The organism is Bacillus sp. JNUCC-21 (assembly GCF_041222765.1).
Taxonomy (GTDB): domain Bacteria; phylum Bacillota; class Bacilli; order Bacillales; family Bacillaceae; genus Bacillus; species Bacillus velezensis.
The window spans coordinates 1,990,652-2,004,413 of record NZ_CP166019.1 but is presented as its reverse complement, the minus strand read 5'-3'; the positions used below and the strand labels follow the sequence as shown (position 1 = coordinate 2,004,413).

The 13,762-nt window shown below is 49.6% G+C and carries 9 protein-coding genes and 1 pseudogene; all 10 read left to right on the top strand.

Translation table 11 applies throughout. The annotated features are described in order from the left end of the window. Positions 1–10: 10 nt before the first annotated feature. The 10 genes and pseudogenes from JNUCC21_RS09780 (at position 11) to JNUCC21_RS09735 (ending at position 13,730) form a co-directional block, all read left to right on the top strand. Positions 11–3,814 carry an amino acid adenylation domain-containing protein gene (locus JNUCC21_RS09780; protein ID WP_369878789.1) on the top strand — a complete coding sequence of 1,268 codons (3,804 nt, stop codon included), beginning with the start codon at positions 11–13 and terminating at the stop codon, positions 3,812–3,814. Positions 3,815–3,886: 72 nt separating this feature from the next. Continuing rightward, positions 3,887–4,267: a DUF1360 domain-containing protein gene (locus JNUCC21_RS09775; protein WP_007410116.1), complete on the top strand. Its 381-nt coding sequence runs from the start codon at positions 3,887–3,889 to the stop codon at positions 4,265–4,267. 121 nt (positions 4,268–4,388) lie between these two features. Beyond that, positions 4,389–5,926, top strand: a pseudogene (locus tag JNUCC21_RS09770) (glycoside hydrolase family 10 protein). Positions 5,927–6,066: 140 nt separating this feature from the next. Continuing rightward, positions 6,067–7,209 (top strand): acyl-CoA dehydrogenase family protein, encoded by a 1,143-nt coding sequence (locus tag JNUCC21_RS09765; RefSeq protein ID WP_003153894.1) that lies wholly within the window; start codon positions 6,067–6,069, stop codon positions 7,207–7,209. Between the two features lie 45 nt (positions 7,210–7,254). Beyond that, the gene (locus tag JNUCC21_RS09760; RefSeq protein WP_031379066.1) at positions 7,255–8,895 is read left to right on the top strand and encodes an AMP-binding protein; all 1,641 of its coding nucleotides are present in this window, start codon (positions 7,255–7,257) and stop codon (positions 8,893–8,895) included. A gap of 21 nt (positions 8,896–8,916) precedes the next feature. Continuing rightward, entirely contained in the window at positions 8,917–10,266 is a 1,350-nt protein-coding gene (locus JNUCC21_RS09755) for an acetyl-CoA carboxylase biotin carboxylase subunit (RefSeq protein ID WP_039251335.1), read from the top strand. Then, complete coding sequence (locus JNUCC21_RS09750) at positions 10,263–10,475, top strand: acetyl-CoA carboxylase biotin carboxyl carrier protein subunit (RefSeq protein WP_007410121.1); 213 nt, start codon at positions 10,263–10,265, stop codon at positions 10,473–10,475. The genes JNUCC21_RS09755 and JNUCC21_RS09750 overlap by 4 nt, the downstream gene beginning before the upstream one ends. Before the next feature lie 15 nt (positions 10,476–10,490). Continuing rightward, positions 10,491–11,390 carry a hydroxymethylglutaryl-CoA lyase gene (locus tag JNUCC21_RS09745; protein WP_007410122.1) on the top strand — a complete coding sequence of 300 codons (900 nt, stop codon included), beginning with the start codon at positions 10,491–10,493 and terminating at the stop codon, positions 11,388–11,390. Positions 11,391–11,403: 13 nt separating this feature from the next. Next, on the top strand, positions 11,404–12,183 hold the full coding sequence (locus tag JNUCC21_RS09740) for an enoyl-CoA hydratase (protein ID WP_064107333.1): 780 nt from the start codon (positions 11,404–11,406) through the stop codon (positions 12,181–12,183). A 17-nt stretch (positions 12,184–12,200) separates the two neighbouring features. Then, positions 12,201–13,730, top strand: a complete 1,530-nt coding sequence (locus JNUCC21_RS09735; RefSeq protein ID WP_032865964.1) for an acyl-CoA carboxylase subunit beta — start codon at positions 12,201–12,203, stop codon at positions 13,728–13,730. Positions 13,731–13,762: the final 32 nt, after the last annotated feature.

Genomic DNA, 13,762 nt, shown 5'->3' with positions numbered 1-13,762 from the left:
GGAGGAACACATGGACAAAACAAAAAATATCCAAAATATTTATCCCCTCAGCCGAATGCAGGAAGGAATGCTTTTTCATTCCTTTCTGCAAAAGGAGGGGGCTGCATATATCGAGCAATCCGTCTTCACCATAAAAGGCCGGCTTCGTCCGGAATTGTTTGAGCAAAGCGTACAGTCTGTCATCAGACGCCACGATATTTTCAGAACGGTTTTTTTACCTCATGTCGCTCAGCTGAACGGCCCCCGCCAAGTTGTGCTGCGTGAGCGGGAATTCCGGCTGCACCGCGAAGATCTTACACATTTGGACGAAGCGGAACAGAGCATCTATTTACAGCGATTTAAGGAACGTGACCGCTTAAAAGGCTTTGACTTGCAAAAGGATATGCTGATGCGTGTTTCTTTGTTTAAAACGGCTGACGAAAAATATGTATGCGTCTGGAGCCACCATCACATCCTTATGGACGGCTGGTGCCTCGGCATCGTCCTTCAGGAATTCATGCATATGTACCGGGCGATTGAAACAGGCTCACCCATCACACTGGCGCCCGCAAAGCCTTACAGCACTTATATTACATGGCTGACGGATCAGGACAAAGACGCGGCTTCTGAGTATTGGAAAGGATATTTAGCAGGCTGCGAGACACCCTCAGGACTCCCGAAAATATCGGCCCGTCCCCAGGAAAAAGGCTACCGTAAGAAAGAGCTGCTGTTTTCTTTAGATCAAAACCTGACGGACAAGCTGAAAACCATCGCCAAAGAAGAGGGCGCTACGCTCGCGGTTCTTATGCAGACTGTATGGGGCCTGATGCTGCAGCGCTACAACCGGACGGACGATGCCGTATTCGGCGCCGTCGTATCAGGGCGGCCTTCCGTCATTGACGGCGTGGAAAGCATGATCGGGTTGTTTATCAATACCGTGCCGGTACGCATTAAAACGGGTGACGAAAGCTTTAGAGAACTGCTGGGCCGCTTGCAGAAAGAAATGCTTGATTCAGAGGCGTTCAGCTATCATCCGCTTGCTGACATCCAATCGCAGACTGAGCTGAAACAGGATTTAATCGACCATATTATCGTGTTTGAAAATTATCCGATCCAGCAGCAGATGAAAGACGCGGAAAAGGAATCGGATGCACCGTTCCGGATCGGGAATGTCAACGTTTCGGAACAATCGGGTTACGATTTTAACCTCATCATAGCGCCTGGCGATGAGCTGCTCATCAAATTCAGCTACAATGCGAACGTTTATGACGAAGTATGGATAGAGAGCGTAAAAGGACACTTGGAAGAAGCTCTGCGCGGCGCCGCCTTCAATCCCGATGTTCCCGCTGATCGGCTTCCGATGCTCGGACAAAAGGAAAAATCAAGAATAATCGGCGAATTTAATGACACGAAAACAACTTATGAAAGAGATGAAAGCATCATCAGCCTGTTCAGCCGACAGGTGAAGAAAACCCCGGACCATCAGGCGCTTCACGCCGGCGGGCTGACGATGACGTACCGGGAGCTCGATGAACGGTCAACTGCATTCGCCCGCACCCTGCTGGAAAACGGTTTGGCGCCAAAAGGAATTGCCGGGATTCTGGCCGAACGCTCACCGGAATTTATCATAGCTGTTCTCGCTGTATTGAAAGCGGGAGGGACGTACCTTCCTCTTGATGCAGAACTGCCAACCGACAGGATCGCCGATATGCTCACTGAGAGCGGAGCACAGCTGTTAACGGTACAAAAAGGAATTGAGACTGACATTGACTTTTCTCACATCATCTCTATCCCGGCTGCAGCTGAAAAACAAACACCTGATGCGGGAAAACTGAATACCGATACAGCACCTGATGACCTTGCCTATATTATGTATACATCCGGTTCAACAGGAAAACCGAAGGGCGTGATGATTTCCAACCGAAACGTCGTATCGCTCGTGTCAAACAGCAATTACACGTCGGCTGGCATGTCGGACCGTCTCATTCTGACAGGGTCCATCGGTTTTGACGCAGTGACGTTTGAAATCTTCGGAGCGCTTTTGAACGGAGCATGTCTTCATGTGGTTGACCGCTCGACAATGCTTGCCCCTGAGAGGTTCGGCAATTATCTTTCTTCCAACCGTATTACGATTCTGTTTTTGACGACGGCGCTCTTTAACCAGTTCGCCCAGGCAGATCCGGAGATGTTTTCTGGGTTGCACACCTTATATGTCGGCGGAGAAGCATTGTCCCCGGCGCTCATCAATAAGGTCAGACACCGCTGTCCGAATCTCAGACTTTATAACATATACGGACCGACAGAAAATACGACATTTTCTACCTTTTACGAAATCAGGCACGATTTTTCTCAGCCGATCCCAATCGGAAAACCGATCAGCAATTCAACCGCGTATATCATTGATAAAAATGGCGGACTTGCGCCGATCGGCGTGCCCGGTGAGCTTTGTGTCGGCGGTGACGGGGTTGCCAAAGGCTATTTAAACAGGCCTGACTTAACAAGTGAAGCGTTTGTCAGCCACCCGGTTCATCCTGAAGAAAAGATCTACAAAACAGGCGACTTGGCACACTGGCTGCCTGATGGAAGCATCGGATACATCAGCCGTATCGACCGTCAATTCAAGATTCGCGGAAAGCGGATTGAGCCGGCCGAAATCGAAGCGCGCTTGACTGAAATCGATGGAATCAGGGAAGCGGCAGTCATCGTGTCAGACGAAGGACAAGAAGTAATCCTTTGTGCGTATTATACAGGCGCGCATGCTGAAGAAAGAGCCATTCGATCCCTGTTGGCCAGGTCGCTTCCCGACTATATGATTCCTCAGTATGTGATGAAGCTTGACCGTATGCCGCTTACCGCAAACGGCAAAGTGGACCGCCGCGGGCTGCCTGCGCCGGAGCGGAAAAAAACGTCATCAAAAGCCGTTCCGCCACGAAACTGGGTAGAGCGTGAGCTGATCGACATTTGGACGCCGATCCTCGGCTGCAGGGAGCTGGGCATACAGGATGACTTCTTTGAGCTGGGCGGCCATTCTTTGAAAGCATTGCAAGTGATTCATCAGCTGAAGACCAGGCAGCAGATGGATGTGCCGATTGAAATGATATTTGAATATCCGACAATTGAACAATTGGCTGAAAAGCTGTATTCAAACACACTGACAGAAGCTGCAGAGCAGCATATCAGCAGACTGAACCAGCCGAAAGGCCGAAATCTTTTCTGTTTTCCGCCTATCTCAGGTTTCGGGATTTTCTTTAAAGATCTTGCGGCGGCATTAAACGAACGGGCTGCTGTGTACGGTTTTAACTTTATTGAAGAAGACAGCAGAATGGAACAATACATTGATAAAATGCTGGAAATCCAGCCGGAAGGCCCTTATATACTCTTCGGATATTCGGCAGGCGGCAATACGGCATTCGAGGCGGCAAAAGCGATGGAAAAGCGCGGCTTAGAAATCAGCGACGTCATTATCGCAGACGCGTACAGAAAGCTTGACGCACTGCCGCCGCAGCCAACAAACGCAACAGCCGAAAATGTCCCGGAAGCCGTCAGAGAAGCGGTCATCAAAAAGACAGAGCGCTATCAAACGTACTGGGCGGAACTGATAAATGACGGCCAAATTGCGGCAAACCTCCATTTTATCGAGGCCGGTATAAAGGAAGAGCACAGTGATAAGACCGAGCCGATGAAATGGGAAGGCGCCACAACGGGACTCTATCAGGAATATCAAGGCGAGGGCGCCCATAAAGATATGTTTGAACCCGCCTTTGCACAGCAAAATGCTGAGGTCATACTGGACATCATTGCAAACAGCGGAAGACGCTTGGCGCGGAATCTGTAACATCCGGCAGAATGGTTCAGGATGACAGAGGGCAAGATAGGGGAATCAAACCAGTTTTTTGGAGGCTTTGAGATGACGAACCTATCTTGGCTTACGTATGTAATGATTATTCTTGCCAGCTACCGGCTGACCCATTTGATCGTATTTGATAAGATTACGGAATTCATAAGAAAACCCTTTATAAAGCAAGAAAAAACCGTCGATCAAAACGGGCGCGCCGTCCAAAAAAAAGTCCCTTCCTCCGCATTCGGTTATATGCTGCAATGTTATTGGTGTGCGGGCGTCTGGTGCGCCATATTGATCGGCATCTGCTACTTGGTCTGGCCCCGCTATGCACATCCGGTTATTTTCATTTTGTCCATCGCCGGAGCGCAGGCCATTCTTGAAACGTGTGTCGGCGTCGGAACGAAGGTCATTGACGTGCTCGCCGCTATGAAACATAAAAAGTCCTGAAGCGTTTTGATTCGCTTTAGGACTTTTTTCTTTCCCTTTTAGGCTGAGAGGAGCAAAGCAGGCTTTCTGATTCACCGCCCGGAATGCTTCGGAATACCGTAAAGCAGAGAGGGGGAAAAACATGAAAAGCTGCCGTTTTAGCATGATATGGTTTTTGGCCGTTGTACTGACCGCCGGCATCTTTACATTCTCAGCATCCGCACAAGCAAGCGGCACTCAGCCGGAGAGAGAAATGAGAGCCGTATGGATCGCGTCTGTCACCAATATCGACTGGCCCTCTAAAAAAGGGCTGTCACCGGAAGAGCAAAAAAGAGAATACAGCAAGCTGCTGGATGACGTTCAGGAGATGGGAATGAACGCCGTTATCGTCCAAATTAAGCCTGCGGCTGATGCTTTTTATCCATCAGATTACGGGCCTTGGTCAGAGTATTTGACAGGAACACAAGGCAAAAATCCCGGCTACGATCCGCTTGCTTTTTTAGTTGAAGAGACACATAAACGGAATCTTGAATTTCACGCTTGGTTCAATCCTTACCGGATCACGATGAATCATACAAATTTGAATGCGCTTTCAGATGATCATCCCGCGCGTTCGCATCCGGACTGGGTCGCTGCATACGGAAAACAGCTGTACTATAATCCGGGCATTCCGGAAGTAAGACAATTTATAACGGATGGAATCAAAGAGGTGGTCAGCCGTTATGACATTGATGCGGTTCATATGGATGATTATTTTTATCCTTATAAAATTGCCGGACAGGAATTCCCCGATCAGGCGGAATACGAACGGTACGGAAAAGCTCACTTTGCATCAATTGATGACTGGCGCCGGGATAACGTCAACCGGCTTGTAAAAGAAATCAACCAAACCATCAAACGAGAAAAACCTTATGTCAAATTCGGAATCAGCCCGTTCGGCGTATGGAGAAATGCCGCAGATGACCCGACAGGCTCCGAAACGGCCGCCGGGGTGCGGAACTATGATGATTTATATGCTGATACGAGAGAATGGATCCAAAAAGGATACATTGATTACATCGCACCGCAAATTTACTGGAGCATCGGATTTAAAGCGGCGGCATATGACGTCTTAGCGGATTGGTGGGGAAAAGAAGTGAACAATCGGCCGGTGCATTTATATATCGGGCAGGCAGCTTATAAAATCAACAACAACGCTGATCCGGCCTGGGCCGACCCGGGGAATACGGAAGACAGATTGCTCTTAACAGGGGATCAGCATGGATAAAAGGCAGCATGCATTTCAGTTTAAAGGATTTAAACCGTAATCCGCTCGATGTAAAAAACCGTTTGATCAAAGACATGTACAGCCGGCCCGCATTAATTCCCGAGATGCCTTGGCTCGGACATTCCGCTTTAAAAAAACCGGCTGTCAAGCGGGCGGAGAAGAACGCTTCAGGCCATACACTCTATATCGAAGATGCGAAATCCAACGGTAAAAAAACGGCTTATTACGCCATTTACCGCGCAGAAAAGGGAAAGCAGCCTTATTTAGTGGATACAGTCAGAAAAACATCGTCACGGACGCAGACATTTTCAGATACTGATATTCGGGCGAAAGAAGCCTGCACCTATTTCGTTACTTCCGTTGACAGGCTTCACCATGAGAGCCGTCCCTCCGCAAAACGGACAATTAAATAGCCATTATTAATAAAACTGACAGTTGCGGCGCTGTCAGTTTTTTTGCAGCGGATGAGTCCGAATGTTCAGACTTTATTTGGATGGAATGAATAAAGACCCCCATTAATAAAATGTAGAAAGCAGCAGAAGGAGGAAGGTTAATGAATTTTCAACTGACAAAAGAACAGCAGATGGTGCGCGAAATGGTCAGAGATTTCGCCAAAAATGAAATTGCCCCGAAAGCCCATGAGGTTGATCAATCAGCCGTCTTCCCGATAGACACATTTAAAAAAATAGGCGAACTCGGGCTGCTCGGAATTCCGTTTCCGGAAGAATACGGCGGGGCGGGCGGTGACACCATTTCATATGCAGCAGCGGTCGAAGAAATCGGAAAAGCCTGCGGCAGCACGGGGCTGAGCTACGCGGCGGCCGTGTCACTCGGTGCAAGCCCATTATACTATTTCGGTACTGAACAGCAAAAGCAAGAACATCTTATTCCGCTTGCTTCGGGAAAAGCGCTCGGATCATTCGGGCTGACAGAGCCGAATGCAGGTTCCGATGCCGGCGGAACCCAGACAAAAGCCGAGAAAAAGGGCGATGACTATGTGATAAACGGAGAGAAATGCTGGATCACAAACGCAAATTACGCCCGCACGGTCATTGTCACCGCCGTTACGGGAAAGAACTCCGCCGGAAAACCGATCATTTCAGCTCTCATCGTCCCGACAGACACACCGGGATTTACGATCACAAATCCGTACGACAAGATGGGTGTGAGAGGGTCGGATACGGCCGAACTTGTGCTGGAGGATGTCAGGGTGCCTGCCGATAACCTGCTCGGTGATCCTGAAAAAGGTTTTAAACAATTTTTATATACATTAGACGGCGGGCGGATCTCGATTGCGGCACTGGCTGTCGGTATCGCTCAAGGCGCACTGGAGGCGTCGCTGTCATATGCGAAGGAACGCAAGCAGTTCGGCAGTCCGATATCGTCATTTCAAGCCATTCAATTTAAGCTGGCCGATATGGCGATGGAAATTGACCTTGCCAGACAGATGGTGCTTAAAGCGGCATGGCTGAAGGATCAAAACCTGCCATTTACGAAAGAAGCTGCATTCGCCAAGCTCTATGCTTCTGAAATGGCCGTCAGAACATGTCTTCAGGCCATCCAAATTCATGGCGGTTCCGGCTATATGAAGGAATGCGGTGTTGAGCGCATGCTTCGTGACGCAAAGCTGATGGAGATTGGCGAAGGAACGTCAGAAATTCAAAGAATGGTCATCGCAAGACAGCTTTTGAAGTGAAATGAAAACGTTTACTAAGACAGAGATGGAAGGGAGGCAGGTCATATGGCTGAACTTATCCATTTAACAGCCGGAAAGCTGCTTGAGCGGACCGCGAAGCTTTTTCCGGATCGTGAAGCGGTTGTTTACCCTGAGCGTGGCCTTCGTTATACGTATGCCGAGTTTGACCGGTTATGCCGGCAAACCGCAAAAGGGCTGATGAAGCTGGGAGTTGAAAAAGGAGATCATGTGGCCATATGGGCATCCAACATTCCGGAATGGCTCGCGGCGCAATTTGCAACAGCGAAAATCGGCGCCGTTCTGGTCACCATTAATACCAATTTTCAAATCGCAGAGCTCGATTACCTGCTGGCACATTCAGACGTCTCGGCCCTGATAATCATGGATTCCTACCGGCAGACATCTTATGTTGAAATCGTGAATAAGCTGATTCCGGAGCTGAAAACTTGTAAGCGCGGCAGGCTGCGTTCGAAACGTTATCCATTTTTACGGACGGTGTTATATATCGGTGATAAAAGCCCGCCCGGGATGCACCGTTGGGATTCATTGCTGGATAATGCCGAGTCTGTAACGGATGCAGCGCTTGACGGAAGGATGGACAGCCTGAAAAAGGATGATTGCATTCATATGCAATATACATCAGGTACGACCGGATTTCCGAAAGGCGTCATGCTCTCACATTTTAATATCGTAAATAACGCGGCCAATATCGCAGAATGCATGAAGCTTACTTCATGTGACCGTTTATGTATTCCCGTGCCGTTTTTCCACTGCTTTGGGTGCGTGCTCGGCGTGCTGGCATGTGTTTCCGCGGGTGCGGCGATGATTCCGATCGAACAGTTTTCTCCGCCGGCCGTTCTGAAAACGGTGGAGCAAGAAGCCTGCACCGCTCTGCACGGTGTACCGACGATGTTTATCGCCCTCCTAAATGACAGCCGTTTTTCTGAATATGATCTTTCCCACGTCCGAACCGGGATTATGGCAGGCTCGCCATGCCCGGCGGAAGTCATGAGAGAAGTGATCGGCAAAATGGGGATGACTGACATTACAATTGCCTACGGACAGACCGAAGCATCACCTGTTATTACGCAGACAAGAACGGATGATTCATTTGAAAGAAGAGTGGAAACAGCGGGGCGCGCGCTTCCCCATATCGAAGTCAGAATCGTTCGGCCCGGAACATCCCAAGAAGCCGCCAGGGGCGAACAAGGAGAGCTCTGCACCCGCGGATATCATGTCATGAAAGGCTATTATAAAAATCAAGAAGCGACCGAAGAAGCGATAGACAAAGACGGCTGGCTGCATACAGGTGATTTGGCGGTCATGGACGAGGACGGGTACTGCAAAATCACGGGCCGTCTGAAAGACATGCTGATCAGGGGCGGCGAAAATATCTATCCGCGCGAGATTGAGGAAATGTTATATCGGCATCCCGCGGTAGCAGACGTTCAGGTCGTCGGCGTGCCTGATCCGAAATACGGAGAAGAGGCCGCGGCATGGGTCAGGCTCAAAGACGGACAAACCGCTTCCGCAGAAGACATCAGAACCTTTTGCAAAGAACATATCGCCCGCTATAAAGTCCCCAGGTACGTTTTGTTTACAGATGAATATCCAATGACAGCCTCAGGAAAAATTCAGAAATTCAAGCTGCGGGAAAAAACGATTGAAGAGCTCAAGTTAACTTAATGAAAAAGGAGTGCTTCACATTTGTTTAAAAAAGTCCTGATTGCCAACAGAGGAGAAATCGCCTTACGAATTATCCGCACCTGCAAACGTCTCGGCATCCCCTCGGCAGCTGTGTATTCAGAAGCCGACCGGGACGCGCTGCATGTAAAAGCGGCTGATGAGGCCTATCCGATCGGTAAATCGAGAGTAAATGAAAGCTATTTACATATCGACAGAATCATAGAAGCCGCCAAATCCGCCGGAGCGGACGCCATTCATCCGGGCTACGGGCTGCTGTCAGAAAACAGCCTGTTCGCCGAACGCTGCCAGAAGGAACAAATCACATTTATCGGTCCGCCCGGTGATATCATCGCCAAGATGGGCAGCAAGATTGAAGCCCGAAAAACGATGCAAAAAGCAAAGGTCCCGATCGTTCCCGGTGTTTCAGAGCCATTGCCCGATGTTCACTCCGCCTTAGCCGAAGCCCGTGCCATCGGCTTTCCGGTCATGCTGAAAGCGTCTGCAGGGGGAGGCGGAATCGGCATGCAGATCGTACATTCAGAAGAAGAGCTGGCCAAAGCGTTTGAAGGCAATCAAAAGCGGGCCGCCTCCTTTTTTGGAGACGGCGCAATGTATATGGAAAAGGTCATTGAAAATGCCCGTCATATTGAAATTCAGATACTCGCAGATTCTTTCGGCAACACCGTTCATCTGTTTGAACGTGACTGTTCAGTCCAAAGGCGCCACCAAAAAGTGATAGAAGAAGCGCCGTCACCGTTTGTTGACGATGAATTAAGACAAAGACTCGGTGAAACCGCCGTTAAAGCCGCAAAATCGATCGGCTACCAAAATGCAGGCACAATAGAATTTCTCGTCGACCAAAAGAAACAAATCTATTTTTTAGAGATGAACACAAGACTGCAAGTGGAGCATCCGGTGACAGAAGAAATTACAGGACTGGATCTTGTGGAAGAACAGCTGAAAATTGCCGCTGGGCAGGCGCTGCCTTTCTCGCAGAAAGATATCAACCACCGCGGTCATGCGATAGAAGTGCGGATCTATGCGGAAGATCCGGTCACCTTTTACCCGTCACCCGGTACCATCTCGTCTTTTTCCGTTTTAAGACACCCGTCAGTGCGACACGAATGCGCCGTCGAAAAGGGAAGCGTCATTTCTCCGTTTTACGATCCGATGATTGCCAAAATGGTCGTCACGGCGAATACGAGAAAACAAGCCATTGAACAACTGAAAACCGCCCTTGGCGAATATCATGTAGAAGGGATTAAAACCAACATTCCGCTGCTGACAAAAATTGCTCATTCAGAAGTGTTTGAAAAGGGCGAGGCAACAACCGGTTTTTTACAAACAATGAACGAGGGGGCGTCCAAATGAGCGTCATAAAAATTCAAATGGCGGGAAACCTGTGGAAAATTCATGTGAAGCCGGGTGATGTCATTGAAGAAGGACAGGAAGTGGCCATCTTGGAATCTATGAAAATGGAAATTCCGATTATCGCTGATGCAGCGGGTACGGTGAAAGAAGTGAAAAAATCAGAAGGTGATTTCACTGATGAAGGAGAGGTCCTGATTGAACTTCAATAAAACGGGAGGTGCAGCATGAACTGTCCGAAACATGTCCGCATCAATGAAGTAGGACCGCGTGACGGCTTGCAGAATGAATCGGCGTGGGTGGATACAGAAGATAAGATTGAGTGGATCAATATGCTGTCAAAAACAGGCCTTCCCTATATCGAAGTGACATCATTCGTGCATCCGAGATGGATTCCGGCTCTTCGTGACAGCCTGGACGTCGCAAAAGGCATTGCCAGATCTGAACATACGGTCTACGCGGCTCTCGTTCCGAACCTCATCGGACTGGAGCATGCGGCAGAAGGCGGAATCGATCAGGCATGTGTATTTTTATCTGCAAGCGAAACCCATAATCAAAAAAACGTAAACAAACCGATTGACCGGACCGTTCAAGAGCTCAGGCGGGTTATTACTGAAGCAAAAGCTGAAAAAATGGCGACGAGAGCTTATCTGTCCACTGTGTTCGGCTGTCCGTACGAACAGAACGTGCCGGTCGAACAAGTCATCCGCCTGTCAGACACCCTGCTCGAAATGGGTGTTGATGAAATATCGCTCGGCGACACGATCGGCGCGGCAAACCCCTTGCAGGTCATAGCCGTGCTTGAAGCCCTTTTGCCGAGAATTCCCGCCTCAAAAATCGCACTCCATTTCCATGATACAAGAGGAACGGCTCTAGCGAATATCATTCCCGCTCTTGATATGGGCATCACATCCTTTGATACTTCCTCAGGCGGGCTTGGAGGCTGCCCGTACGCCCCTGGATCAGCAGGCAACGCTGCCACAGAAGACGTCATTTATATGCTCGAACAAATGGGGATTGATACCGGGACGGACATGAATAAACTTCTTTATGCCGCAGGCTGGATCGCGGATAAAATAGGCAAAGACCTGCCAAGCAGAAACCTGCAGGCATTCAGAACGAAATGAGAAAGGAGAAGCCATGGGAGATTGCGTCTTGTATTCCGTCTGTCAAGAAACGATCGGTCTGATCACGCTGAACCGCCCGCATGCGGCCAACTCGCTGTCTTCAGACATGATTGATCATTTACAGCGTGTGATTGAAGACATCAAAAACTCGCCATCCATTCGTTGTGTCATTCTCACCGGCACCGGGAACACATTTTGCGCCGGTGCTGATTTAAAAGAAAGAGCGGGGATGAATCATGAACAAGTTAAGCAAAGCGTCAGGCGTATCGGTGAAACGGCCGCATCCATTGAAGCTCTCCCGCAGCCGGTCATTGCAGCGCTGAACGGAACCGCTGTCGGAGGAGGCCTTGAACTCGCTCTCGCCTGCGATATCAGAACAGCCGTCAGCCAGGCGGGCCTCGGCCTTCCTGAAACAGGGCTTGCGATCATTCCCGGAGCGGGCGGAACGCAGAGACTGCCCCGGCTTATCGGCCCCGGCGCGGCAAAAGAATTGATCTATACCGGCCGAAGGCTTTCTGCCGAAGAGGGAAAAGACATGAAGCTGATCGAGCATGTTTGTAAAGCCGATGAACTAATGGAAAATGCAAAAGCACTGGCCGGCCGCATCGCCGCTAATGGGCCGATCGCCGTCAGACAAGCAAAAGCCGCGATAAACAAGGGTCTGGAGACAGATCTCAATACAGGGCTCGAAATCGAACGAAAAGCATATGAACAAGTCATCCCCACACTTGACAGAGAAGAGGGCCTGCGCGCTTTTAAAGAAAAAAGACCCCCTGAATACAAAGGAAAATAAAACATGGAGGGACTCGGATGGATTACGAAAAAGAACGGCAGACACGCAGCAAAACGATTGAAAAGGGAGGAGCCGCGAAATATCACGCAAGCAACGAAAAGAAGGGAAAGCTTTTTGTAAGAGACAGGCTGAAGCTTTTATTCGATGACGGCATATCCGTTGAAGACGCTTTTTTCGCCGAGTGCATGTCAGACGGACTGCCGGCTGACGGGGTCGTTACCGGGATCGGAACCATCGGCGGCAGAACCGTTTGTGTGATGGCAAACGACTCAACCGTAAAGGCGGGCTCGTGGGGCGCGAAAACGGTGGAAAAAATCATCCGCATTCAGGAGACGGCGGAAAAGCTTCAGTGTCCGCTCTTGTACTTAGTCGATTCCGCAGGTGCGAGAATTACGGATCAGGTCGACATGTTCCCGGGCAGAAGGGGAGCCGGCCGCATCTTTTATAATCAAGTAAAGCTGTCGGGCCGCATTCCGCAAATCTGTTTATTGTTCGGCCCTTCCGCTGCGGGCGGCGCTTACATTCCGGCCTTTTGCGACATTGTCATTATGGTTGAGGGCAATGCATCCATGTACTTAGGTTCCCCGCGTATGGCAGAAATGGTGATCGGCGAGAAAGTATCGCTTGAAGAAATGGGCGGCGCCCGTATGCATTGTTCCGTATCAGGCTGCGGTGATCTCCTCGCCCGGACGGAACAGGAAGCAATCATGATGGCGCAGACATATCTCAGCTACTTTCCGGCAAATTATACTGAAAAAGCGCCCGTCAACAAATCTAAGAACCCGAAAGCTTTTGAAAAACCGCTCTCAGATGTCATCCCGGCACATCAAAACGCACCGTTCAACATGATGGATTTAATTGAACGTGTCATTGATGAAGACTCATTTTTTGAGATTAAACCGTTATTTGCGCAGGAATTAATAACGGGGCTTGCGCGGATTCACGGACAGCCGGTCGGCATTATCGCCAATCAGCCGCGTGTAAAAGGCGGGGTTTTATTTCTCGATTCGGCGGATAAAGCCGCAAAATTTATCGCTTTGTGCGATGCATTCCATATTCCGCTTCTGTTTTTAGCAGACATTCCCGGATTCATGATCGGAACGAAGGTTGAGCAGGCGGGCATCATCAGGCATGGCGCAAAAATGATCTCCGCAATGGCGGAAGCGACTGTTCCGAAGCTTTCCGTTATCGTCAGAAAAGCCTACGGTGCCGGATTATACGCGATGGCGGGGCCTGCTTTTGAACCGGACTGCTGTTTAGCGCTTCCGACTGCGCAAATTGCCGTAATGGGTCCTGAAGCAGCGGTGAATGCGGTCTACGCAAACAAAATCAGCGAGCTAGCCCCTGAAGAAAGGCCGGCTTTTATTCAAGAAAAGCGTGATGAATATAAGGAAGACATTAACCTTTACCGGCTTGCTTCTGAAATGGTGATTGACGGCATTGTTCCTGCTGATTCCTTGCGGGAAGAACTCAATAAACGCCTCACTGCTTACATGTCCAAACAACTGACATTCACACACCGGAAACACCCCGTATACCCGGTATAAATAAAAAAAGACTGCATAGATCCGGCTCGCAG